Consider the following 25,681-nt stretch of genomic DNA (forward strand, 5'->3'; position numbering starts at 1 on the left):
GTAACTTCCCTGACTAATGGCGTTGCCCGCGAGGAAACTCGGTGGGCGGCGAGCCGTCGGCATTGAGCTGGAAAATCCGCTCCGGTTGCCCCTGCGCATTGAAGAACACTTGACCCAGGCCCGCGCTGTTCCACAGTCGCTCGCCGGCCTTGCTGTGGGCTGGCGTGCGAGGAATGACTTCCATGCGTCGACGCTTGGTCAGCCAGTTCAGGGGTGAGCGTGGCGAATACAGCCAGCGATTGAGGCGATCGAAGATCTCCAGCAGGCGTCGTGGGAATTGGTTTTTGATACCGCTGCTGGTGATCTGCCAGAGATGCGGGCTGCGCTGGCGCTGGCGAATCAGCACTTCGTAGACAAATGAGTAGTGCACATCGCCTGACAGGATCACGTAATGCCCGGGTGTGCGCGAGTGGCGGAAAATATTCAGGATCACCTGCGCCGCACCCCGATGAGCCATCCAGTTCTCGGCATCCACCAGCAGTGGATAGCCCAACCAACTGAACACCCGCTGAACCGTCTCGATCAGTTTGACCCCGAAGATCGGTGCCGGCGAGACGATAATCACCGAGGGGTGGTCGAGCAGGACCTGTTGCAGTTCGCTCAGGGCTTCCCAGTCAAGCAGTCCTGATGGGCGCTTGAGGTTGCGCTCGCTGCGCCAGCGGCGGGTACGGGTGTCGAGTACCACCAGGGCAGGGGTGCTGGGCAGTGCATAGTGCCAATTCTGGAAGCGCAGCAACTCACCGATCAGTGCGTCCTGTTGTGGGCTGGCCAGGTAACGGTCGCTGTCGGCGCTGTTGGCCAGGCCCTGATAGCCTTCCATTATCTGATTGAACGCATCCGGGTTGTTGCCCCAGCCCTGGCACAGCAGATAGCCGATCAGCGCATTGCCGATGATGCGCCGGGAGAAGGGGTGGCCATAGGCACTTTCCTCCCACTGCGCCGACAGGTTCCAGTCGTCGGTGATGTCATGGTCGTCGAAGATCATCAGGCTCGGCAGGTGCGCCAGCACGCGGGCAACCTGGCCAAGGCCTGCGACGAACTCACGGATCCGGGCCTGCTCATCGTCGTAGCGCTGTTGGCGCTCAGGTGTCAGTGCTGGCGGTTGCGGGTCGATCAGCGTCCAGCAGACGGGTGACCACACCAGCAGGTACATGGCCATGACTTCGGCGAAGGTGACCAAGTGATTGTCGGCGTTGCTGCTCGTGAAAATAGGTTTGCTGGCACCGCCGAAAAAACGCTCGCGCAGGGTTTCGTTGCTCTTGATTTCCGGCAGCAGGTCGGCGCGATGGTAGTAACTGGCGGGGTGCTCATACAGTGCCGTACTGTCCTCGACCACTGCGCCCTCCAGGCGCTCCTCGAACAAGCCCAGGCGGGTGATCAAGGCATGGATCGCACGCAGCATGGGCCCGGCAACATCGTCGGCATAGATCTGATCGCCGCTCATCATCAGCAGTGCCGGGCGTGCCTGCGCACTGTGCGTTGCGGCCAGCAGCCTGTCGGCGCAGAGCAGGCCGTCTGCTGCGTCGAAGTGTGGTTTGCGGCAAGAGCCATGCAGCACGTTATCCAGTTGTGCGCGCACGACGAAATCAGGCCGTTGCTTGCCGTCATACAGCAGGTGCGGTGCCCAGTCGGCGATACGCTGCGGCTCGCTGGCGCTGTGAATGATCAGGTCATAGCCGATCGTTTCATCGACGGGTAACGGGGTGTCCAGCTTCACGTCGATCAAGTGCACAAAGGCATGCTGGCCAATCGGCACAATGCGGCAGCGTTGACCCTCCAGGGGCAGCTCAACCGGGATGGTGCCCGTGTAGTACAGCAACAGATCAGGCTGTAGCGGCTGTGAGGCGACCAGCCACATCACCAACCGTGAAGGTTCCAGGCGGCGTAGCAGCGGGCCGGCCAGTACCAGCGGCAAGGTAGGGTTTTCGGGCATCGGAAACTCAGGTCAACTCAGGTCAGCTCAGGGGGGGAGGCATGCGCGGGGAAGGTGTCGAAGCAGGCGAGCCTGCTTCGACGGGGCATTGCCTCAGGCTTTTGCAGCCAGCAGGGCTTCGAGCTTTTCCTGGTCGCGGGCGAACTGACGGATACCTTCGGCCAGCTTTTCGGTACCCATGGCATCTTCGTTCATGGCCCAGCGGTACTGGCTCTCGCTCAGGTGCTGGCGCGGCTCACCAGCCTGGCCCGGGCTGAGTTTGCGCACCAGAGCGCCTTGGTCGTCGGTCAGTTGCTGCAGCAGCTCAGGGCTGATGGTCAGGCGGTCGCAACCAGCCAGTTGCTCGATCTGGCCGATGTTGCGGAAGCTGGCGCCCATGACCACGGTGTCATAGCCGTTGGCCTTGTAGTAGTTGTAAATGCGCGTGACCGACTGCACGCCCGGGTCCTCCGCGCCAGCATATTCCTTGCCGGTCGACTTCTTGTACCAGTCATAGATCCGGCCCACGAATGGCGAGATCAGGAACACTCCGGCATCGGCACAGGCCACAGCCTGGGCGAACGAGAACAGCAGGGTCAGGTTGGTCTGGATGCCTTCGCGCTCAAGCTTCTCGGCAGCGCGAATACCTTCCCAGGTCGACGCCAGCTTGATCAGCACGCGGTCACGGCCAACGCCGGCCTTGTCGTACAGTTCGATCAGTTGGCGCGCCTTGCTCAGCAGGGCTGGCTCATCGAATGACAGGCGTGCATCCACTTCGGTGGAAATACGCCCCGGAATGACTTTCAGGATACCGCTGCCGACGGCCACCGCGAAGGCATCGCAGGCCAGCCCCAGGTCCCCTTTGCTGTTACGCACTGCCTGGTCGAGCAGTTCAGCGTAACCGGGCATCGCCGCGGCCTTGAGCAGCAGCGATGGGTTGGTGGTGGCATCGACGGGCTTGAGGCGGCTGATTGCATCAATATCGCCGGTGTCGGCAACCACGGTAGTGAACTGCTTGAGTTGGTCCAGCTTGGAAGTCATGAGCGTGCTCTGTCCTGTGCGATTCATACGACATTACCCGAGGCCCGCCAGCCGCTCAAGGGCCGTGCTGGCAGGCAGGAGGTCGATAACCTTTCGAGTCGTAAAGCGCGCACAGGTTCCGGGCTTAACGTCCTTGCAAAAGTTGGCTGGCCTGATCGAGCAAGCCCAGTGGATCTTGCGTCTTGTGAATGTCCACCGACAGCAACTGACGAAACTTGCGCGCCCCCGGGAAGCCCTGGCCGAGGCCGAGAACATGCCGGGTGACATGGTGCATCGCCCCGCCCGACGCAAGGTGTGCCGCGATGTACGGGCGCAGCTTGGCCAGCGCTTCACTGCGCGAAATCACTGCAGCCGTACTGCCGAACAGCTGTTGATCAACTTCGGCCAACAGGTAAGGGTTGTGATACGCCTCGCGGCCCAGCATCACCCCGTCGAAGGTCTGCAAGTGCGCCTTGCACTCCTCCAGCGTCTTGATGCCGCCGTTGAGGATAAGCTCCAGGTCTGGGAAGTCCTGCTTCAATTGCGCAGCCACGTCATAGCGCAGGGGGGGTATCTCGCGGTTCTCCTTGGGCGACAGGCCTTCGAGAATCGCGATGCGGGCATGTACCGTGAAACTGCGGCAGCCGGCCTCACGTACCTGGCCGACGAAATCGCACAGCTCGGCATAACTGTCGCGGCCATTGATGCCAATCCGGTGTTTGACCGTCACCGGAATATCCACGGCATCGATCATCGCCTTCACGCAATCGGCGACCAACGCCGGATGGCCCATCAGGCAGGCGCCGATCATATTGTTCTGCACCCGGTCGCTCGGGCAGCCGACGTTCAGGTTCACCTCGTCATAGCCCGCGCCCTGAGCCAGACGTGCACAGGCCGCCAGGTCAGCCGGAACACTGCCGCCGAGTTGCAATGCCAGCGGGTACTCGGCCTCGTCATGGCGCAGAAAACGTTCCGCATCACCGTGCAGCAATGCACCGGTGGTGACCATCTCGGTGTAGAGCAGGGCGTTTTGGGACAGCAGCCGGAGGAAGAAACGGCAGTGGCGGTCAGTCCAGTCCATCATCGGCGCAACAGAAAAGCGCCGAGAAGGCTCTGGTGTAATGGTTTTGGCGGTGTTCGAGGGCATTGGGAGCGTCTGCAGAGGTACGATTGGGGCGATTGCGGCTGTCGTGGAGTTTATCAGGAAAAGGGTGGTTTCGGCTGCGCAAGGACGGTCTGAGCAGGAAGCTCTGAGCTGCTAGGCCTGGCTGCCTGGCTGCGTCGGCATGCGTTGAATAGCGCCAAGGCGGTTGTTGGCGCGTTACGCTGTGTGCCTTGCATTTATAACAAAGCACACAGTGTGTAAGCATGTGGCTAGGCTTTTTCTAAAATATCCAGTACTTGAGATACTGTGTCGTCGATGCCTTGATCGATGTTGTTTAGTTTTTTAACTACCTCTTCGTTGTCCAGAATTTTCGTGGCTGGAAGTTTTTGCTTGGCGTGCCAGGCGACGATAATGTAGTTGACGACGCTGCCCCGTGATTTTAATTTTGCATGTTCGCGCGCGGTGGCGATTGTTGTTTTTACAAAGTTTTGGCGTTCTTCAGTGTTCACGCCATTGAATGTGCTTGGAGCTGCTCTGTAAATATCTGCCGAAAATATCATTGCTTCGTTTTTCAGGCCTTGTTCAAGTACAGATTTTTTGCTGGTGACCGTTTTTTCGAGTGTGCTGTATAGTTTTTCGCCCGCTGAAATTTGTTTGGGGGTCATAAGGCTTTTTAGAAAGTCTGTAGTGTCTGCATTGTTGTTGAATATTTTTGTCCAGGCGTAACTCGCGGCCAAATCACCTTTTTCTTCGTAACGAAAGGCTAGTGTTCTTTGTGCCTCGGGGTCTCCAAGCTTGGCCGAACGTTCTAGCCATCGCAGTGCTAGTGTTTCATCACGCTCTTGGCCGCGTTGGCCGTATAGATAGGTCTGGTACATGCCGTACGCTGCGCATGAATCATTTTTTGATGCGGAGTAAGCCATGTAGTTGAAAGCTTTAGTATTTCTTTCGTTTTCGGGTTTTGATTGGTCTTGCTCGGCCATGCTAGATAAATAGCAAAGTGCTCTTTTGTGTTTGGGTGCGGCCATAATAAGGCAGCTTTCGGCTAGTGCATATATTTTGGCGTCGTATAAGAATTGGCCGGTTCCATAGAGGATGTCGCTATCCATCGTGCTGTTGCAGTAATCGTTAGGTGCTGCGGTAGGGAGTAATGTTTGTAGCGATAGAGTGGGGAGTGTGCTGCTCAGGTCGGGCTCATCTGGTGCTGTTGAGCAGCCTGTGAGCAGCGTTGCTGTGATTAGCAATAGGAGGTTGTGGTTTTTCAAGTGATATCCCAAGTCGGTGTTGGTCTTATTGTTGGTTGGTTTTTAGTGTGTCGTTGAGTGATTGAGTTGTCTGGAGGTACTACTAGCAAGTGCTGGGGGTTCTGGCTTGTATGAAAGTTTCCGATTTTTACACAGTGTACTCACCTCGGCATTCGTCAGTTTCCGCACTTCGCGTCAGGAATTTCACAGTCTGCTGTAGGTTTATTGCTTAATGCTTTGTAGTATTTTTCTGTAGCGACCTGAATGCTCTTTGTCACGCTGCACCATCCCTTGTGCAGCATGTGCGGTCATGGCGAGGTGTGCAGAACCCGTGCTGTAAACCGGGTTGCAGCCTGCGGTCAGGCTCGGTATGGTTCGCCCGTCGCTGACGAGTCAGCGAAAGTCACGGTCAATCCCGTGGCCGGGCGTAGGAACCCGATGAGCAAAAGGTGCAACAGTCCACATACCTGACTGCAGGCGTTTTCGTCGGCAGCGCAGTGCTATGGCGGCTGTGTGCGGGCAGGCTTCGGCCTGGCCGGGTCCCTTTTGCCCCGGTATTCCTACCCCGTGCACAGCTGCCACCCAATCCCGTAGGAAGGATCGTGGCAGCTCCTCTACCGCAGAAGGAGCCTTACCTGTGTCCACTCCAAATCCAGCTAAAACCCATCCCTGCACCACTATGCCCAACGCTTGCCCGCCTGCCATGCAAGGCGGTGCCCAATGACGCCCGGCGAGCGGCAGAGGCTCGTCATTACTACGGCCTCAGGTGCGTTGTTTCATGGCACTGGCGACGCAGCGAAGCAGGGCAAGTTGTTCGCCGTCGTGCCCGGTGTCGCCATGCCCGATGCGCTGGAGAGTGTGTCGGAATTGCTCGGTACGATGCAGGGCGTGCTGTATGACGCGGCGATGGGAGAGGTGCCGCTACAGGGCAATGCCGCCTGGCTGCTTCGGCATACCTTGAGCAGCGCAAAGGCGGTTGTTGATGCGTTGATCGAGGGCTGCGACGAGGCTTAAGCCAAAGACAGCGCCCGGCGTTTGCCTCGCAGGGCTCTGCGCCGACCCTGTGGGATGTTGGCTTGCCAACGATGCAGGCGCCGCGCACGAGCTGAGACCGCGCCGATGCTATCGCAGGCAAGCCTGCTGCTACAGAGAATGCGGGGTTCTGGGCTGATTTTCGTGAGCCGATGGTCGGCTTACTTCCTCGTTTGAGAAAAGGTTGATAGCATCCGGCCACTCTGGTGAATGCCGGTTTTGTGACGTGCTTCTCGTATTTTCCCTGGCCCAGACACTGTTCCTGTTGCCCCGTGCTGCCAATTGGGCCGGAAATCACCGCTGCTGACCAGCGGTGTCGGGTTCGGCGCAACTCAGCCGATACTCAAACTGAAATATTCAACATCTTACAAGGACGTAGCGAGATGAAGCAGGTTGCGTGGTGCGCGTTATTTACCCTGATCAGTGGCGTGGCGCTGGCTGCGACCGAAAGTGATCCGTTGCTCAATGACGCCACGTCCACTGCCAGCGAGGTCCGGGGCGTGCTGCGGGCTCGTTTCCAGGCCGTGTTGGCCAGCGAGCTAGCCGGCCGCGTCACCGACATCCCCTTCGCTGAAGGCCAGTCGTTCAGCAAGGGTGATGTACTTGTGCGCTTCGACTGCAGTGCCTACCAGGCGCAGGCGAATGCCTCTGGTGCCGCGGTCCGCGCCGCCCGTGAAGAGTTGCGCAACAAGCAGCAACTGGCGGCGCTCAACTCGGTTGGCCGCTTTGAAGTGGCCTTGGCCGAGGCGCGCCAGGCCCAGGCCCAAGCCGAATCGCAGGTGTATCAGGTGCAGGTCCAGCGCTGCCAGGTGAAGGCGCCGTTCGATGGGCAGGTCGTGGTGCGCCGCGTCCAGGCCCACGAAAGCGTCGCTAGCGGTACGCCGCTGCTGGAAATCGTCGACAACCGCTCGCTGGAAATTCATCTGTTGGTGCCGTCGCGCTGGCTCGGCAAGCTCAAACCCGACCAGGCGTTCAGTTTTGTTCCCGATGAAACCGGTACGCCGATCAATGCGGTGGTCAAGCGTCTCGGTGCGCGGATCGACGAGGGCAGCCAGACGCTGCTGCTGATCGGCAGTGTCCCGGCGAATACCCAGGGCCTGCTGGCCGGTATGAGCGGCACGGCGCATTTCGCGGAGCCACAATGAACGCTCCCGTCCCCGGCGCTCTTGAACAACTGCTGGCGCATTACCTGAAGCTGGAGCGTCAGGCGCGGTCTGCCGCTTCCGTAGAGGTGTTGTCGTTCAGTATGGTCAACGACAGCCAGGCGCTGTTCGGCTTCCGTCATGCGGCCTTGCTGATTACGGGCAAGGTCCGTGCGCTCACCGGTATCAGCGCGGTCGAGCCGAACGCCCCGTTCGTGGTGTTCATAGAGCGCATTGCCTCGCGCCTTGCCGCGGGTGAGCGCTTTGCCTTGCCCGGCGTTGTGCCTCCAGAAGACCTCGACCAGGCCAGCCGCGACGATTGGCAGGCACTGTCGGCGCCGCATGCCTTCTGGCTGCCGCTGAAAAACCGCGAGGGCGAGGTGTTCGGCGGTCTCTGGCTGGCCCGCGACACTCTCTGGAATGACGCCGAACAAGCCCTGCTGGCGCAGTTGGGCGATTGCTACAGCCACGCCTGGCGTGCTCTGCAACCGGGCAAACCGTGGCGCCTGCGCTGGCCGGCGCGGACACGCTGGGCCATTGCCGCTGCCGTGTTGCTGGTGCTCTTGGTGCCGGTACGCCAGTCGGTGCTGGCGCCGGCCGAAGTGGTGCCGCGTAATGGTCAGGTCGTGGCCGCGCCGCTGGATGGCGTGGTCGCCGAATTCCTCGTCAAGCCCAACCAGCCAGTGAAAACCGGGGACGTGCTGGTGCGCTTCGACGCCACCAGCCTCAAGGCCCAGGCCGATGTTGCCGAGCGCACCCTCGGGGTTGCCGAGGCCGAACTCAAGGCCAATACCCAGCGGGCGTTTTCCGATACCGATTCCAGTGCCCGGCTCGATCTGCTGGCCGCGCGCGTCGAACAAAAACGTGCAGAGCGTGATTACGCCCGTGAGCTGCTGGCGCGCAGCGAAGTCCGTGCCGAGCGCGACGGCCTCGCGGTATTCGCCGATGCCCAGCGCTGGGTCGGCAAGCCGGTGCGCACCGGCGAACGCCTGCTTGAAATCGCCGACCCGGCCCAGGCCGAACTGCGTATCGAACTGCCGGTGGCCGACGCCATTGGCCTCGAACAGGGCGCCGAAGTGGCGCTGTTTCTCGACAGCGATCCGCTGAACCGCCACGGCGCAACCCTGGAACGTGCCGCCTACCAGGCCCAGAGCACAGCAGCTGGACAACTGGCCTACCGGCTCGACGCAGCCTTCGATGCCGCGCCGCCCCGGATCGGCTTGCGCGGCACGGCCAAGGTCTTCGGTGACCGCGCACCGCTGGCGTTGTACGTGCTGCGCCGGCCGTTGGCGGCCCTGCGCCAGGCGGTGGGCCTGTGATGCTGCCAGCACTGCGCGCCGACCTGCAGCTTTCGGCGGGTGCGCCGGGGCTCGACGGGGCACCGCAATGGACCCTGGCCGACCCGTTGCGCGGCAAGTATTTCAAGCTCGGTGCGCCGGCCATGCGCCTGCTGCGCCACTGGGCGCAGGGCGATCCGCAACGGGTGCTGAACGCGGCCAATGCCGACCCGGGCATGCCGTTGACCGGACAAGACGTCGAAGAGCTGCTGCGATTCCTGCGGGGTCATGACCTGGTCAGCGCCGTGGACGAGGAACAGCGCGCCAGCTATGCGCCCAAGGCCGCCGCTCAGCGCCAGGGCATCTGGACCCAGATCCTGCACAAGTACCTGTTTTTCCGCATTCCGCTGTGGCGTCCGGACGCATTCCTCAACCGCACCTGGCCCTGGCTGGAGCGCAACGGCCGCAACCTGCTGCGCTACGGCCTGCCCAGCGTGCTGCTGCTCGGTCTGTTCCTGGTGATGCGCGACTGGGCGCGCTTTCTTGCGACCTTCCCCCATCTGCTGAGCCTCGGCGGCATGGCGGCCTTCGCCATTGCCCTCGGCTTCGCCAAGCTCTGCCATGAGTTCGGCCATGCCTACATGGCCAAGCGCGCCGGCTGCCGGGTGCCGAGCATGGGCGTGGCCTTCATGGTCCTGCTGCCGATGCTCTATACGGATGTCAGCGACGCCTGGCGGGTGCAGGACCGGCGTACCCGCCTGCTGATCGGTGCCGGCGGCGTGCTCGCCGAGCTGATTCTGGCCTGCATCGCCCTGCTGGCCTGGTCGCTGTTGCCGGACGGGGCAGGGCGCACGGCGGCCTTCATGCTGGCCAGCGCGACCTGGATCACCACCCTGGCGATCAACGTCAACCCGTTGATGCGCTTCGACGGCTACTTCCTGCTCAGCGACCTGTGGGGCGTGGATAACCTGCAAGGCCGTGGCTTCGCTCTGGGCCGCTGGCACCTGCGGGAGAAGCTGTTCGGTTATGGCGAGCCGATGCCCGAGCACTGGTCGCCGACGCTGCGCCGGCGCCTGCTGTGCTGGAGCTATGCCTCGTGGATCTGGCGCGCAGCGTTGTTCTTCGGTATCGCCCTGGCGGTGTATCACCTGTTCTTCAAGGTGCTCGGCATCTTCCTGATGCTGGTCGAACTGGTGTGGTTCATCGGCCTGCCGGTCTGGCGCGAATGGCAGCATTGGTGGCAGCACCGGGACAAGGCTCAGCCGCGCAAGGTGCTGTTCCTGGGCGCCGGCCTGGCGCTGTTGCTGGCCGTGCTGGTGCTGCCATGGCGTAGTGGTGTGGAAGTCCCGGCGATGCTCGAGGCCTCGCGTTTCAGTGCCCTGCATGCGCCGGCTGCGGCGCAGGTTCACCAGGTGCTGGTCGCGGACGGCCAGCGGGTCGAGGCCAACCAGGTGCTGGTGACTCTGGCGTCACCTGACCTGGACGCACGCATGGCGATTTGCAGGCGCGAGATCGAGATTCTCCAATTGCAGTTGCGCCGCCAGTCCGGTCGCAGCGAAACCGCGGCCGACAGTGGCATCCTTGAGCAGCGCCTGGCTGAAGCCGTGGCCGAGTACCGTGGTCTGGCCGCGCAGCGTGAACGTCTGGTGCTGCGCGCGCCCCATGCGGGAACGGTGCGCGACCTGGCCAACAACCTGACTTCCGGGCGCTGGGTCAGTACAGAACTGCCGCTGGCGCAGGTCGCCGAGGGTGGCTTGCGGCTGCGCGGGTACCTGGCCGAGGCCGATCTGTGGCGGGTAGCGCCGGGTACCGCCGGGCATTTCGTCGCCGACGATGTCTTGCGCGATTCCCTGCCGGTAACCCTGGATTCGGTGGACGCCAATGGCGTGGCCTACATCGATCAGGAGGCGCTGGTCTCGGACCATCACGGCCCTATTGCGATTCGGCGTGACGAAGAGAAGAGGGCGCAGCCATTGCAGGCGCAATATGGTGCCCAATTCGTGCTGGAAAACGGTGCACCCGAGCAACTTTCGCACCCTTTGCGTGGCCTCGTGGTGCTGGATGGAAAGCGCGAATCGCTCTTGTCCGCGGCATGGCGACGTATGGCGGCAATCGGTGTGAGAGAAAGTGGATTTTAGTAGTGCGATGGTAGGGCAGATTGCGTTAATCTGCTGTCAATTAGCCATGCAAGGAAGCGTGACCCACGTCACACTAACGGTTAGTTCGCAACGTTTCTCGCCGCCGTATCCAGACAGGGAAGTCAGTATCGATGCCGAAAGAAGCCGTGTCCCTCCGTGCCCTGCATTCAGACGATATGGCGTTTATCGAGCGCCTTTATGCCGGTTCACGCGCCGAGGAGATGTCCCGCAGTGGCTGGCCCGCCGAGCACATCGCGTCTTTTCTCAGCCAGCAGTTCCATGCTCAGCATGCTTACTATCAAGCCCATTATTCCGATGGGGAATTATTGATCATCGAACTTGATGGGCAGGCTATCGGCCGTCTTTACCTGTTCTGGGGGCCGACCACCCTTAATCTGATCGATATAACCCTGCTTCCCGAATTCCAAGGTCAGGGCATTGGCTCCGCCTTGATCGAGGCGCAATTGCGCCGGGCCGATGAACAGGGCCTGCACGTGGAACTCTTCGTCGAATCCTATAACCCCGCACAGCGGCTGTATGGCCGACTGGGCTTTTATGTCTGCGGCGACTCCGGCGTTTATCTGAAACTGCGCCGCGACGCCCGCCTTGATTCCAGGAAAGTGTCATGAGCGACCAGACCTTTGCCGCCATCCCCGGCCTGCAGGAATTGCGCGACGCCGATCCCGACGGTTTTGTGCTGCAACTCACCCCCGAGCAGGGCCTGAAGGTCAACCTGCTGCAGGTCCGCGAAGGCGTGGCGATGAACCAGGACCACGAATGCTATTCGCTGTTGCTGGCATTGCCCCATGGGGTGAGCCTGCCGCAAGAGGTGTTCAACCTTTTCGGTCCGGGGCGCGAGCAGCCCTGGACATTGCTGATGACGCCGATGGCACCCGAGCCGGATGGTCGTCATGTACTCGAAGCCGTTATCCATCGCCGTCGCGAGGCAGGCGATGCTCCCTGATTTGCCGAAATCCAAACCACGCTAGTCAACGTAAGGAAGAGTCTGATGGCTGATCCGTTTTTGGGTGAAATCAGGATGGTGGGGTTCAACTTCAACCCCTATGGATGGGCAATGTGCCAGGGGCAGTTGCTGCCGCTGAGCCAGAACACTGCGCTGTTCGCGGTGCTGGGCACGACGTATGGCGGTGATGGTGTAAACACCTTTGCCTTGCCGGATTTCCGCAGCCGTATCCCGGTCGGTTTCGGCCAGGGCGCCGGTCTGCCGGCCTACGCCATGGGGCAGCAAGGCGGTGCGATCGCCATGACCGAGCTGGCCTCGACCCTGGCCCAGCATGCCCACACCGTCTCGCTGACGGTCAATGGCGCGGCGGCCCTTCAGGCCGTCAATGCTCCGGCCACCAGTTCGACGCCGCTGGCCAACGGTTACCTGGCGATCCCGGACGACGGCCAGGGCGGTACCTTCAACCTGTACCACAGTGGTGTGCTACCCAATGGCCAGCCGGCTCCGAAGGTCAACCTGACGGCGCCAGCGGTGACCGCTGCCGGTACCGGGCAGACCTCCATCAGCGGCCAGAGCACCCCGTACTCGCTGCTCAACCCGTACCTGTCGGTCAACTTCATCATCGCGTTGCAGGGTATTTTCCCGAGCCGCAACTAACGGCGACAACCGGCGGTGCCCCAGGGCACCGCCACTTTTTTGTCCGCGGCGCCGGAGTTGGCGACGCGGTAGCACTCCAGGAGGTGCAGCATGAAATTCATCGAACGCTTCTCGCGCAAACCTGTCCAGTCGCAGTCCATCGACGCCAGCCAGGCTCCGTTGTTGATGGCCCTGGAACCGCGGATCATGTTCGATGCGTCCGTGGGCGTAGTCGCCCAGGATGCCGCGGCCCAGACTACCGTCGACGCGGCCAAGGACAGCACCTCCAGCAACGAGGCCAGCCCGGCGCAGGCTGCGGCGGCCGATACCGGGCAGAGCGGGCAACGCCACGAAGTGGTGTTCGTCGACAGCCAGGTCAGCAATGCCGGGAAACTGCTTGAGGGGCTGCCGGCCAATACCGAAATCGTGGTCCTCGACCCGAACAAGGACGGCCTGCAGCAGATGGCCGACTACCTCAAGGGCCGCGAGGGCCTGGACGCCATCCACCTGCTGTCCCACGGCGCGGACGGCACGGTGCAGATGGGCAATGTCTGGCTGGCCAGCAACAACCTCGCCGAGCACCGCGCTGCCCTGGAAAGCATCGGCGCCGCGCTCAAGGCCGACGGCGACCTGATGCTCTACGGCTGCGATGTGGGGCAGGGCGAGAAGGGGCAGGCGTTCCTCAATCAATTGGCGTCGATCACCGGTGCCGACGTTGCCGCCTCGGTGGATGATACCGGCGCTGCGGCGCTGGGCGGCAACTGGACCCTGGAGCGCAGCAGCGGCAGCATCGAGACCAGTGCGCTGAATCTCACCACCTACGACAGCCTGATGGCGGTTACCTTCACTGGCGGTCAGGAGCCCTCCTCGCCGGTCTTGGGCCCTACCGCCGCTTCCCTGATGCGCATGGTCGTGGGGGATTTCAACAACGACGGTCGCGACGACATCCTCTACCAGGACAACACCAACGTGTGGCGCTTCGCGGCGGGCCAGGCCGACGGTACCTTCCTTACGTTCCTGGCCGACCAGGCGGGTTCGCCGTTCTCCGGCATGAGCTTGCCGAGCGCGGCTACCAATGGCGTCAACTACCATGCCGCCGACTTCGATGGTGACGGCGACACCGACCTGCTGGTCGCTGCCATCAGCGGACCGCAACTGACCCTGTTCCGCAACAACAATGGCGTGTTCTCCCCCGAGGTCATCAGCGGTGGTCCGCTGTACGGCAACCGCACCATCGTCGGCGACTTCAATGGCGATGGCGCCGCCGACCTGCTGTACCAGACCACCAGCAGCCCCAACGCCCCTTGGCGGGTAATGATGAACGACGGCAACGGCAACATGACCGACATCGCCATCACCGATGCGAGTTCACCATTCAGGAACGTCGCCCTGCCTGACTTCATCCTGTACCAGTACCGGATCGCCGACGTCGACGGCGATGGCGACGTGGACCTGATCCACCTGTACGCCAACACTTCGATGACCTATTTCCGCAACGACAACGGGGTGTTCACCACCGGCAGCCTGGTCGGCATCAACAGCCCGCTGCCGCAGACCCGCTACGTGGTCGCCGACTTCGATGGCGACGGCGATGCCGATATCCTCTTCCAGTTCAGCGGCTTCCCCAACGACTGGCAGTTCTATCGCAACGACGGTACCGACGGCACTGGCAACCCGACCTTCACCCTGCTCGATAAAGAGGACGCGGATTCTCCGATCAAAGGGTTGAACATGGTCAACATGAGCAGCCAGAACTATCGCGTCGGCGACTTCGACGGCGATGGCGACCTGGACATGTTCGCCAGCTCGCTCAATGTCGCCGGCAGTGTCTACTGGCAGAGCGGCAGCTCGCCGAAACTGATCAGTGCCACGCCGGCGGACGACACGCTGAACGTATCGCCGGGCGCCAACATCGTGCTGACCTTCGACCGCAGCGTCAACCCGGGTTCCGGCTCTATCCAGCTGGTGCGCCTCAGCGACGGCCAGGTCACCACCATCGCCGCTTCCAGCGTGGAAGTCAGCGGCTCCGGCACTACCTGGACCATCAATCCGGCGAGCAACCTCGACCAGGGCGCCGCCTATGCGGTGCGCATTTCGCCGAAGGCGTTCGTCTCCACCGATGGCAAGGCCTACGAGGGCATCGCTAACAACACCGCGCTTAATTTCAACACGTCGAGCGTCCAGGCACCGGTGATCAGCAACCTCAACGGCGACAGCGTGACCTTCACCGAAGGCACCCCCGGTACACTGCTCGACGCTGGCAGCAATGCCAGTGTCACCGACGCCGACAGCCTCAACTTCAATGGTGGCAACGTCACCGTGACCATCAGCAACGGCCAGGCCAGCCAGGACGTGCTGTGGATCAATACCGACGGTAATGGCGCCGGCAGCATCAGCACCAGTGGCAACGATGTCCTCTATGGCGGCGTAGTGATTGGAACCTACGCGGGTGGCACTCTGGGCAACCCTCTGGTGATCAGCCTCAACAGCGCCGCGACCCCGGCAGCGGTGAGCGGGCTGCTGCGCAACCTGTCCTACCGCAATACCGACCTCGATAACCCCAACACCGCGGCCCGCACCGTGCAGATCACCGTCAACGACGGCGCAGGCGGTACCAGCAGCGTGGCGTCTGTGCAGGTCAACGTCACCGCGGTCAACGATGCGCCGGTCGTCAGCGTCACCGGTAGTGCCCCGACCTACACGGAGGGCGGCTCCGCCGTGCTGCTGTTCAGTGGCGCCTCGGTCAATACCGTCGAACCCGGGCAGTCGATCAACCAGATGGTCTTCTCCATCACCAACCTGAGCAACGGCAGCTTCGAGAAGCTGGTCATCGATGGCACAGACGTGACATTGACCGATGCCACCAACGTGACCACCAGTGGGAATGGCACCACCGTTCAGGTATCGGTCAGCGGCAGCACCGCCACCGTCACCGTGACCCACGCCGGGATTAGCGCAGCCACCGCGCAGAGTATCCTCAACAGCATGGCCTACCGTAACGACAGCCAGGGGCCTTCCGGCTCGCCGCGCGTAGTGACCGTCGAGACCGTGCGCGACAGCGGCGGCACTGCCAACGGCGGGGTCGATGCCCGCACGGTCAGTGTTTCCAGCACCGTGACCCTGGTCGCGGTCAACGATGCGCCGACCCTCAGCGGCGGCCCCTATGTGATGACCGGGATCAACGAAGACACCGCCACCAGCGGCCATCTGGTCAGCAGCGTGCTGGGCAACGTCAGCTACACCGACGTGGATCCGGGCGCGTTGGCCGGCATCGCGGTGACCGCCACCTCCGGTCGCGGCACCTGGCAGTACTCCACCGACGGCAGCAACTGGACCGACTTCGGTACGGTGTCCAGCAGCAGTGCCTTGCTGCTGAGCGCCACCACCCAGGTGCGCTACATCCCCGATGGCGCCAATGGCGAGAGCGTCAACTTCACCTTCCGCGCGTGGGACCGCTCCACCGGCACCGCGTCTACCGCCGGCAGCCGTAGCCTGGGCGACACCACCACCAACGGTGGCAGCACCGCGTTTTCCACCGGCACCGCCCAGGCCACCTTGGTGGTGAGCTCGGTCAACGACGCACCGGTCATGACCCCGGTATCGCCGACCCTGTCGCCGCTGACCGATTCGTCCACCGCCAACTTCGGCGATCTGGTCGGTTCCCTAACCGGTGGCACCACCGATGTCGATACCGGTGCGGTCAAGGGCATCGCCATTACTGGCCTGACCTCCACCTATGGTACCTGGCAGTACAGCATCGACGCGGGTACCACCTGGAACACTATCGGTACCGTCTCCAGCACCAGCGCGCTGATCCTGCGTCCGAGCGACAGGGTCCGCTTCGTCCCGGACGGCATCCATGGCGAAACCGCGACCATTACCTACAAGGCCTGGGATCAGACCGGCGGCACCGCCGGCCTCCAGGGCGTCAAGTTGAGCACCAGCGCGTCCGGTGGCACCTCGGCCTTCTCCACCGCGACCGACACCGCCAGCGTGGTGGTCACTGCGGTTAACGATGCACCGACCCTCAACGGCACGGGTGGCAACGTGGCCTGGACTGAGGGCAACAACACCACGTCGATCCCGGTGGTCATTGATAGCGGCCTGACCATTACCGATGCGGACGGCCCGGTCATCGCCTCTGCCACCGTGCGTGTCTCGGGCAACTACAGCAACGGCCAGGATTATCTGGAGCTCATTTCCAATCCGGCGACCATGGGTAATGTCACCGCGTCGTGGGACGCCACTACCGGCACCCTGACCCTGACCTCTGCTGGCAACCAGGCGAGCCTGGCGCAGTTCCAGGCGGCGCTGCGGGCGGTGACCTACACCAACCTGTCGGATGCGCCCTCGACCTCGACCCGCACCGTGCAATTCCAGGTCAACGACGGCAACCTGGACTCTTCGGGGTTCAGCCGTAACATCACCGTCACCGCCGTGGACGACTCGCCGGTGATCACTGCACCGGCGAACACCGTGGTGGTCGAGGACGTCGCCTCGGTGATCAACCTGATCAGCATCAGCGACTCGGATTCCACCAGTGGCACCGTGACGCTGAGTGTCGGCTCCGGCAGCCTCGCGGCCACCAGTGCTGCTGGCGTGACCGTGGGCGGCACTTCCAGCGCGCTGACCCTGACGGGCACCCTGACCGCCATCAACAGCTTCATCGCCAGCAACCGGCTGACCTACACCACTGCGGCCAATGCCACGGCCGATGTCACGCTGACGATTGCAGTCGACACCGGCAGCATCAGTGCCGACACCAAGACCATGACCCTCAGGGTCAACCCGGTGAACGATGCACCGGTGGTTACCGTACCGGGGAGCATCACCGTCACCGAGGATGTCGCCAGCGTGCTCAGTGGCATCAGCTTCAGCGATGTCGATGCCGGCAGCGCCAGCGTCACTGTGGGCTTTTCGGTCCCCAGCGGCACCTTGCTGGCTACCGATGGCGGTGGTGTCATCGTCACTGGCTCCGGCACCGGCGTACTGACGCTTTCCGGCGCCTTGGCCAATATCAACGTCTTCATCGCCGCCAGCAACCTGACCTACAAGACCGCCCAGGACGCCACCGGCAGCGTGGCCCTGACGGTGAGCATCAACGACAACGGCAACACCGGCGGCGGCCCGCAAACCGACACCAAGACCGTGACCCTCAACGTCACGGCGGTGAACGATGCGCCGGTCAATAGTGTCCCCGCGTCGCAGACTGCGCAGCAGGGCATTCCGTTGGCCTTCAACGATGCCAATGGCAACGCCATCTCGATCAGCGACGTGGATGCCGGCAGCAGCCTCATGATCGTGACCCTAAGCTCGGTCAACGGCACCATGTCCCTGGGCAACACCAGCGGTGTGACCCTGGTGATCGGCAGCGGCACCGACAATACCGTTATTCGCCTCCAGGGCACCCAGGCCAATATCAATGCCGTGCTGCAAACCCTGACCTTCAAGTCGAATACCGGCTTCCTCGGCAACGCCAACCTGACCATTCAGAGCAACGACCTGGGCAATAGCGGCTCCGGCGGAGCCAAGAGTGATATCGACACCATCGCCATCAGCGTGATTCCGCTCAATCCCAAGGTCACCAGCGTTTCCGCACAGGGCCTGGACCGGACCGTGAAGATCGGTGACGAGGTCCTGGTCAACGTGGTCTTCGATCAGGCGGTCAACGTCGATCTCACGGGCGGTGTCCCGAGCCTGTTGCTGGAAACCGGGCTGATCGATCGCAACGCGGTCTACCAGAGCGGCTCGGGCAGCAACACCCTGGTCTTCAAGTACACCGTGCAGGCCGGTGACGTCAGCGCCGACCTGGACTTCCAGAGCACGGCGGCACTGCAGCTCAACGGCGCAGTATTGGCCAACGCCACCAGCGACCTGGCCATTTTGACCTTGCCAACCGTGGGCGGCGCGGACTCCCTCGGTGGTCGCAGCAATATCGTGGTCGATGCTGTGGTACCGGTGGTGGCGAGCGTCAGCGTGCCGTCGGACGGCACGTACATCACCGGGCAGAACCTCGATTTCACGGTCAATTTCAGCGAGAACATGGTGGTCGACACCACCGGTGGCGTGCCGCGCATCGCCGTGACCCTGGATACCGGTGGCACCGTCTACGCGGACTATGTGTCCGGCTCCGGCGGCAGTGCTCTGGTGTTCCGCCTGACCGCTGCCAGCGGCCAGCTGGACAGCAATGGCGTCACCCTGGGCGGTGCGATACAGCTCAACGGCGGCACGCTGCGCGACACCGCCGGCAATGACACCGTGGTCACCCTGAACAACATCGCCAGCACCGCCAATGTCAATATCGACGGGGTGGCGCCGACCGTGGTCAGCGTCACCACGCCTGCCAATGGCAGCTACAAGGCCGGCGATGTGCTGACGTTCACCGTCAACGCCAGCGAAGCGCTGCAGACCGGCGCGCTGGCGCCCCGCCTGACGCTGGATGTGGGCGGCGTGACCCGCTACGCCACTTATGTTTCCGGCAGCGGCAGTTCGGCGCTGGTGTTCCAGTACGTGGTGCAGGCCGGCGACAATGACAACAACGGCATCGCGGTCAATACCATCGATCTGCGCGGCGAGCCGCTCACTGACCTTGCCGGTAACAACATGAACCTGACGCTGAACAGCGTAGGCAGCACAGCGGGCGTGTTGGTGGATACAGTGGCACCGTCGCCCACCGGTATCGTTACTGTCGATCCTTCGCCGACCAATAGCGGTTCGGTCAGCTTCACCATCACCTTCGATGAAGATGTCAGCGGTGTGGACACCGGCGATTTCGTGCTGGCTCTCAGCGGCACTGCCAACGGTACGATCACCAGCGCCACTCGCATCGACGGTCGTACCTGGACTGTCGTGGTGGGTAACCTGAGCGGTGTCGGCAACCTGGGGCTGAACCTCAATGGCAGCGGAACCGGCATCGTCGATGCCGCGAACAATTCGGTTACCGGCGGCCTGACCGGAGCGACGTACGCCATCGACCGTGTGGCTCCGAGTGTCACCGGCGTCGATGTCCCGTCCAACGGCACCTATGTCGCCGGCCAGACCCTGGACTTCACCGTACGCACCGATGAAGCGGTGCTGGTGGACAACGGTAATGGTAACCCGCGCCTGGCCATCACCCTGGACAACGGACGCGTGGTCTACGCCGAATACCTGTCGGGTTCTGGCGGCAATGGCCTGGTGTTCCGCTTGAACGTCACCAGCGGTATGTCCGGTAACACCACCTTCGCCGTGGCGCAGTCCATCGACCTCAATGGCGGCAGCATCCGCGATGCCAGCGGCAACGACGCCAATGCCGGTCTGAACAACGTCGGTGACACCCGTGGAATCCTCGTCGATGCCAAGGCACCACGTCCTTCCAGCATCGTTGTCGACGGCCCGGTACAACCGACCGACCGCACGCTGAACTTCACCTTGACCTTCGACGAGGCCGTCAGTGGTGTCGACCTGAACGACTTCAGCGTAATCAGTACCGGCAGTGCCAGCGGCACGGTGCAGTCGGTCCAGCAAATCGACGCCCAAACCTATCGCATCACCGTCGGCAGCATGAGTGGAGCGGGCACACTGGCCTTGAGCCTGAATGCGCTGAACAGCGGCATCCAAGACCAGGTCGGCAACGACCTTACGGTGTCGCTGGTTGGCCAGCCGCAGACGCTCCAGCCACAGACCGTCCAGTCGCAGGGTGCGGGTGATCTGAATTTTCGGCTCAACCCACCGGACACCCTCAACACGCCACAAACGGCGCTGGTGCAGCCTCAGGTGCCGGGCTTCGTGGCCACTGACGCGGTGTCGCCACTGGTCGCTCCAGGTTTGTTCGATGTCCGCACCGTGGGCGGCAGCCTGCAGCCGCTGGGCACCATCTTCCTCGGTAACGGCAGCAGCGCGCCGAGCTTCATCGCGCAGGTCTTCGGCAGCAGCGACGGCGGCATCGGCGGCAGCCAGGGCGGCTTTGGTGGCGGGGAGGGCAGCGTGTTCGGTAGCAGCACCTTCGCCGGCATCTTCAGTCGCGATGTACCGGGTGTCAGTGAGATGAACGTGTTCAACGGCAGCCAGTGGAAACAGAGCGACCTCAATCAGGGGCTGCGCGGCGTGTTCGGGGCACCGACCTTCGGCCAGCAACTGCATCAAATCAACGAAGCCGACCAGCGCCACGTGCGCGAGTTGGCCATGGCCCTGGCTCAGCCGACACAGATCGGGAAGCGGGCATGAAGTACAGCACACACTTACAAAATAGAGCCGTACCAGGGGGCGGCCCAAGGATGAAGAAAAGCCAGAAACTGTTCGGTGCCAGCTTGCTGGCGCTGGCCATCAGCGGTTGCGCCGTGACCAGCCAGCCGATCGAGCGCAGCGCCAGCGAGGAACGTGCACGCACTGACCTGGTGTCCATGTTCAAGGATCAGGAGCCGATCAACGGTCCGTTGACGTTGCACCAAGCCATGGCTCGGGCGGTGAAGTACAACCTTGAAGCCCGCCTGAAAGTGATGGAAGAAGCCCTGTCCAGGCGCCAGGTCGACCTGGCCCGCTTTGATATGCTTCCACGCATGGCCCTTGCGGCCGGTTATGCAGGCCGCAACAACACCAGTGCGTCGAGCAGCCAGAGTGTCCAGACCGGTACCCAGTCGTTGGAACCCTCGACCTCTCAGGACCGTGACCGCGAAGTGGCGGACCTGACCATGGTCTGGAACGTGCTCGACTTCGGTGTCAGCTACGTCAGCGCCAAACAGCAGGCCGACCAGCGCCTGATCCTCGAAGAGCGCCGGCGCAAAGTGATCCACACCATCACCCAGGACGTACGTTCAGCGTATTGGCGTGCGGTGGCGGCGCAGCGCCTGCTGACCCAGATCGACGGCCTGATGAGCCGCATCCACCAGGCCCGCGAAAACAGCCAGCATATGGCTGCCCAGCGCGTCGGTGATCCGGTGCAGACCCTGAGCTACCAGCGCGCCCTGATCGAAGCCACCCGTCAGCTGGAAGAGCAGCGCCGCGCACTGTCACTGGCCAAGACCGAGCTGGCGGCGCTGATCAACCTGCCGCTCAATACCCACTTCACCCTGGCGCCGGAAGAAGGCTACGTGGTGCCGCAGTTCAAAGGTGACCTGCAGACGCTCGAACAGCAGGCCCTGGCCAGCCGTCCGGAACTGCGCGAGCAGGACTACCAGGCGCGTATCAGCGCCGCGGAAACCCGCAAGGCCATGCTGCGCATGCTGCCGGGCCTGGAGTTCTCCGCTGGCGGTCATTACGACAGCAACTCCTTCCTGACCAACCAGAGCTGGGCCGACTACGGGGTGAAGATCACCTGGAACCTGTTCAACGTGCTCTCGGCACCGACGGCGATCAAGGTGGCCGAGGCCGGCCAGGATGTTGCCGCAGCCCGTCGCCAGGCGATGTCCATGGCGGTGCTGGCACAGTTGTACGTGGCCAACGCCAACTTCAACGAAGCCGTGCGTCAGTTCCATACCAGCGAAGAACTGGCCAGCCTCGATGGCCAGATCGCCGAACAGCTGCGCAACCGTTACCAGACGCAGAACATCGGGGAACTGGAGCTGATCCAGGGTGAACTGAACAACCTGCAGACCCAGCTCAAGCGCGACCTGTCCTACGCCGAGCTGCGCAATGCCTACGCCCAGTTGTATGTCAGCTCAGGTAGCGACCCGCTGCCGGACACCCTGCCGGACAACAACCTGCAGACCATCGCCACGGCACTGCAGAACAACGAGGCCAACTGGAATCGTTGATCGCTGGTTCTGGGCCGCTTTGCGGCCCTTCGCGAGCAAGCGCTCTCCCACAAGGGGCTCTGACTGCCCCCTGTTAACTCATGTGCCTGACACCCGCACTGACGCCATCGAGGCGCGCCTGCATCCCTAATCCAAACGGCCGTGTTTTGATATCGAAGTCGCGCCGTATGATTGCACGTTAAAGCGAACGGCTTTACGTGGTTATCGGTATGGTGGCGATAAGCCAAAAGGGAGTTGAGCTATGAAGCTTGGTCGGATGCAACGCGTTGTCCCTGTTCCCCTTGTGTGTGCAGTGCTGGCATGGATGATGCCGAGTGCCGCATTCAGCAGTCCGCCTGTCCCCGACGCACTGGAAAGTGACCCGGCCAGAATGGGCTGGATGGTCGGGTCGCCACCACCGCCCGAACGCATTATTCGCTTCGAGGATGGCAGTTACTTTCAGTATCCGCAGATGCGCTGGAGCGTCGCGCACTTCAGGGAGTTGATGCCGACGACTAACGTGTCGCGTGGCATAGGCGCACCCAACACGCTTGAGCGTGCGCTGCAGCCGGGTATTGATGAGGTGAGTTTTGTCCCGATGGGCGGCGACCGTCCGATGACCTGGCGCGATTCGTTGTTGGCGAACTACACCGATGGCATCGTCGTGCTGCACAAAGGGCGTGTCGTGTACGAGCGCTATTTCGGCGTATTGAAGCCAGAAGGGCAGCATGCGGGGATGTCGGTGACCAAGACGTTCATCGGCACGTTGGCGGCGATGATGGTGGCCGAGGGCACGCTTGATCCTGAACGCAAGGTGGTTGAGTACGTGCCGGAGCTGGGCAAATCGGCGTTTGGCAGTGCGACTGTGCGTCAGTTGATGGACATGACCACGGGCATACGCTTCAGCGAGAACTACGCCGATCCGAAGGCTGAAGTCTGGGCACATGCCGCCGCCGGTAGCCCTCTGCCTAAGCCTAAAGACTACACCGGCCCGCGTTCGTACTACGAATTCCTGCAAACCGTGCAGCCAGAAGGGGTTCACGGTGAGGCGTTTCATTACCGCACAGCCAATACCGACGCCTTGGGCTGGGTGTTGGCGCGGGTGAGTGGCAAAACCGTTGCGCAGCTACTCTCAGAGCGTATCTGGAGCAAGCTGGGGGCGGAGCAGGATGCCTACATGACGGTGGACTCTACCGGTACGCCGTTTGCGGGGGGTGGTCTCAATGCGGGGCTGCGTGATTTGGCCCGGTTCGGTGAAATGATCCGCAACGAAGGGCAGTACAACGGGCAGCAGGTCGTACCCAAAGCGGCTGTCGACGACATTCGCCGCGGTGCCAGCAAGGAGGCCTTTGCCAAGGCCGGTTACACCACACTGACCGGCTGGAGCTACCACGACATGTGGTGGAACACCCATAACGAGCATGGTGCATTCATGGCCCGGGGTGTCTACGGTCAGGCGTTGTATGTCGACCCAACGGCCGAGGTGGTGATCGCACGGTTTGCCAGCCATCCCGTCGCCGCCAACACGGCCAACGATGCGACGTCGTTGCCGGCCTACCATGCTGTGGCCAAGTACCTGATGAGCCGGTAGCGCCAGACCGCTATTCAATTGACGCTGCTCCATCTGTTGGGCAGTCTGGTGTCAGCGCCGTTGAATAATTCATAACACGTCGGAGCCCTATACCCCTCATGCCCGCTACCAGCCCCTCTCTTACGCTCGCCCTGCTACAGGCCCGCGAAGCAGCCATGGCGTTCTTTCGGCCATTGCTCAACCAGCACGGTTTCACCGAGCAGCAATGGCGGGTTATCCGCATCCTGCGTCAGCAGGGCGAGATGGAAAATTATCAGTTGGCGGAGCTGGCCTGCATCCTCAAGCCGAGCATGACCGGGGTGTTGGGGCGCCTGGAGCGTGACGGCATCGTCAGCCGCCGCAAACTTGTCCACGACCAGCGCCGGGTCATGATCAATCTGACGGCAAAGGGTCAGCAGTGCTTCGTGTCCATGATTGACGAGGTAGAGGCTAACTATCGACGGATTCAGCAGCAGATGGGCGAGGAGAAGTTGCAGCAATTGCTTGGCTTGCTGGAAGAGCTCAAGCAGATCAAGCCCTGAGTGTGGCGCGCCTGTCCAGGGTTCCGGCAGGCGCGCGGTAGCTTAGAACAGTGCCAGGGTGTAGCCGAGGATGATGCGGTTTTCGTCGATTGCGGTTTTCAGGCCGTCGCCGGAACGGAAGGTCGCGTTGCGCAGGCGTATGTTCAGGCCTTTCAGTGAGCCGTCCTGGAAGGTGTAGACCAGGTCGGTATCGCGTTCCCACTCTGTGCCGCCCTGCACGGCGGCAGTTTCGACGTTCTTGGCGTTGACGTAACGGGTCATGAAGGCCAGCCCGGGAATGCCAAGGCCCGCGAAGTCATAGTCGTAGCGGGCTTGCCAGGCGTCGGTCTCGGCTTTGGTGAAGGCGTTGTAGGTCACCAGGTTGACCGAGTACGGGTCTACGCCCGGAAACGCGAAGTCGCCATCCCCCGACAGGTTCTGGTAACCCACACCGAATTTATGTGCACCCACCGCCAGGGTAGTCATGCCGTTGAAGAAGCGGTTGTCGATGTGCCCGCCATTGACCCGTGCCGCACTGCGAAAGCGTTTTTCGCCGTCTTCGCCGGTGCTGAAGTAGCGCAGGTCGGTTTTCAGGCTGACGCCTTCGCCCAGTTTCCAGGTGTGTACCAGGCCGGCGAAGTGCTGTTGGTAGATGTCTTCCATCTTGGCGAAATAGTAGCTCGCCGTCAGGTTCGGGGTGAGGGTGTAGCTGCCGCCAGCGAGGTCGAGGTGGTCGCTCTCCACGCCGCCGTAGTTCATCTCATCGTTGCTTGATGAATCACGCAGATTGATCTTGTCCAGGCGCCCGGCGTTGAGGGTCAGGCCGTCGATTTCCTGCGAGGTCAGCAGGCCGCCGGAGTAGGTGGAGGAGAGCAGGCGCGTGTCGTTATACGAGACCACGGGCAGGAGGGGCTGCAACGTACCCACCTTGAGCACGCTTTTCGATACCCGCAGTTTTGCGGTCAGGCCCAGCTCGCTGTAGTTGTCTTCCGGCTCCAGGCTTTGGCGACCATAGGGCAGCAGGCCGGTATTACGGCGGTCACGGCTGGAGTCGAGTTTGATCCCGACCTGGGCGAGTGCATCCACCCCAAACCCCACCGTGCCTTCGGTGAAGCCCGACTCGAAGCGGCCGGTCAAGCCTTGTGCCCACTCTTCAGCCTTGGCCTGGGGGGCGTTGTCCTGACGGAAGTCGCGGTTCATGTACATGTTGCGCGCTTCGATGCGTGCGGTGCTGTCGCCGATGAAATCGGCCAGTGCGACGCCGCTGAAACTGCTGGCGATGGCACAGGAGAGCAGGGGCAGTGAGCCCAATTTCCTTATCATTATTGTTATCTCTAGGCATTTTTGTTTTTGGAATGAAGGCCCCTTTGCGCGACAGGGCTTGGTGCTGAAAGTTAGCTACTTGTTAAG

General features: G+C 62.2%; 15 protein-coding genes and 2 pseudogenes. 12 read left to right on the forward strand and 5 right to left on the reverse strand.

Annotated features, from left to right (window positions below):
- Window positions 1-13: 13 nt before the first annotated feature.
- The 4 genes from IE038_RS06060 to IE038_RS06075 all read right to left on the reverse strand — a co-directional run bounded on the left by IE038_RS06060 (window position 14) and on the right by IE038_RS06075 (window position 5,302).
- Complete coding sequence (locus IE038_RS06060; protein WP_163938432.1) at window positions 14-1,933, reverse strand: alkaline phosphatase D family protein; 1,920 nt, start codon at window positions 1,931-1,933, stop codon at window positions 14-16.
- Window positions 1,934-2,026: 93 nt separating this feature from the next.
- On the reverse strand, window positions 2,027-2,953 hold the full coding sequence (gene tal / locus IE038_RS06065) for a transaldolase (RefSeq protein WP_189395310.1): 927 nt from the start codon (window positions 2,951-2,953) through the stop codon (window positions 2,027-2,029).
- Window positions 2,954-3,077: 124 nt separating this feature from the next.
- A complete protein-coding gene (dusA, locus tag IE038_RS06070) occupies window positions 3,078-4,079 on the reverse strand; it encodes a tRNA dihydrouridine(20/20a) synthase DusA (protein WP_189395311.1) in 1,002 nt (333 codons plus the stop codon).
- 227 nt (window positions 4,080-4,306) lie between these two features.
- On the reverse strand, window positions 4,307-5,302 hold the full coding sequence (locus tag IE038_RS06075) for a tetratricopeptide repeat protein (RefSeq protein ID WP_189395312.1): 996 nt from the start codon (window positions 5,300-5,302) through the stop codon (window positions 4,307-4,309).
- Between the two features lie 699 nt (window positions 5,303-6,001).
- On the opposite strand from IE038_RS06075, the gene IE038_RS06080 reads away from it, so the two are divergent.
- The 12 genes and pseudogenes from IE038_RS06080 (at window position 6,002) to hpaR (ending at window position 24,292) form a co-directional block, all read left to right on the forward strand.
- Window positions 6,002-6,295: a DUF3077 domain-containing protein gene (locus IE038_RS06080; RefSeq protein ID WP_163938507.1), complete on the forward strand. Its 294-nt coding sequence runs from the start codon at window positions 6,002-6,004 to the stop codon at window positions 6,293-6,295.
- Between the two features lie 401 nt (window positions 6,296-6,696).
- Window positions 6,697-7,458: an efflux RND transporter periplasmic adaptor subunit gene (locus IE038_RS06085; protein ID WP_163938510.1), complete on the forward strand. Its 762-nt coding sequence runs from the start codon at window positions 6,697-6,699 to the stop codon at window positions 7,456-7,458.
- Window positions 7,455-7,686 (forward strand): annotated as a pseudogene (locus IE038_RS25215) (HlyD family secretion protein); the annotation flags it as partial. The gene IE038_RS06085 and the pseudogene IE038_RS25215, both read left to right, overlap by 4 nt.
- Window positions 7,687-7,769: 83 nt before the next feature.
- Window positions 7,770-8,774 (forward strand): annotated as a pseudogene (locus IE038_RS06090) (efflux RND transporter periplasmic adaptor subunit); the annotation flags it as partial.
- A complete protein-coding gene (locus IE038_RS06095; RefSeq protein WP_189395314.1) occupies window positions 8,771-10,870 on the forward strand; it encodes a site-2 protease family protein in 2,100 nt (699 codons plus the stop codon). The pseudogene IE038_RS06090 and the gene IE038_RS06095, both read left to right, overlap by 4 nt.
- Window positions 10,871-11,001: 131 nt before the next feature.
- Complete coding sequence (locus IE038_RS06100) at window positions 11,002-11,499, forward strand: GNAT family N-acetyltransferase (protein WP_163939655.1); 498 nt, start codon at window positions 11,002-11,004, stop codon at window positions 11,497-11,499.
- The gene (locus IE038_RS06105; RefSeq protein WP_163939657.1) at window positions 11,496-11,834 is read left to right on the forward strand and encodes a DUF6916 family protein; all 339 of its coding nucleotides are present in this window, start codon (window positions 11,496-11,498) and stop codon (window positions 11,832-11,834) included. Before IE038_RS06100 ends, IE038_RS06105 begins: the two co-directional genes overlap by 4 nt.
- 45 nt (window positions 11,835-11,879) lie before the next feature.
- The gene (locus IE038_RS06110; protein WP_189395315.1) at window positions 11,880-12,491 is read left to right on the forward strand and encodes a phage tail protein; all 612 of its coding nucleotides are present in this window, start codon (window positions 11,880-11,882) and stop codon (window positions 12,489-12,491) included.
- A 90-nt stretch (window positions 12,492-12,581) separates the two neighbouring features.
- Entirely contained in the window at window positions 12,582-20,675 is an 8,094-nt protein-coding gene (locus IE038_RS06115; protein WP_189395316.1) for a DUF4347 domain-containing protein, read from the forward strand.
- A gap of 50 nt (window positions 20,676-20,725) precedes the next feature.
- Window positions 20,726-22,201: a TolC family protein gene (locus IE038_RS06120; RefSeq protein ID WP_163939782.1), complete on the forward strand. Its 1,476-nt coding sequence runs from the start codon at window positions 20,726-20,728 to the stop codon at window positions 22,199-22,201.
- A gap of 304 nt (window positions 22,202-22,505) precedes the next feature.
- Window positions 22,506-23,771: a serine hydrolase domain-containing protein gene (locus tag IE038_RS06125; protein WP_229775632.1), complete on the forward strand. Its 1,266-nt coding sequence runs from the start codon at window positions 22,506-22,508 to the stop codon at window positions 23,769-23,771.
- Window positions 23,772-23,869: 98 nt separating this feature from the next.
- Entirely contained in the window at window positions 23,870-24,292 is a 423-nt protein-coding gene (gene hpaR, locus IE038_RS06130; RefSeq protein ID WP_163938348.1) for a homoprotocatechuate degradation operon regulator HpaR, read from the forward strand.
- Window positions 24,293-24,334: 42 nt separating this feature from the next.
- On the opposite strand, the gene IE038_RS06135 is transcribed toward hpaR, so the two are convergent.
- On the reverse strand, window positions 24,335-25,594 hold the full coding sequence (locus IE038_RS06135; RefSeq protein WP_189395317.1) for an OprD family porin: 1,260 nt from the start codon (window positions 25,592-25,594) through the stop codon (window positions 24,335-24,337).
- Window positions 25,595-25,681 lie beyond the last annotated feature (87 nt).

It is taken from the genome of Pseudomonas laurentiana (genome assembly GCF_014648275.1).
In the GTDB taxonomy this organism is placed as follows: domain Bacteria; phylum Pseudomonadota; class Gammaproteobacteria; order Pseudomonadales; family Pseudomonadaceae; genus Aquipseudomonas; species Aquipseudomonas laurentiana.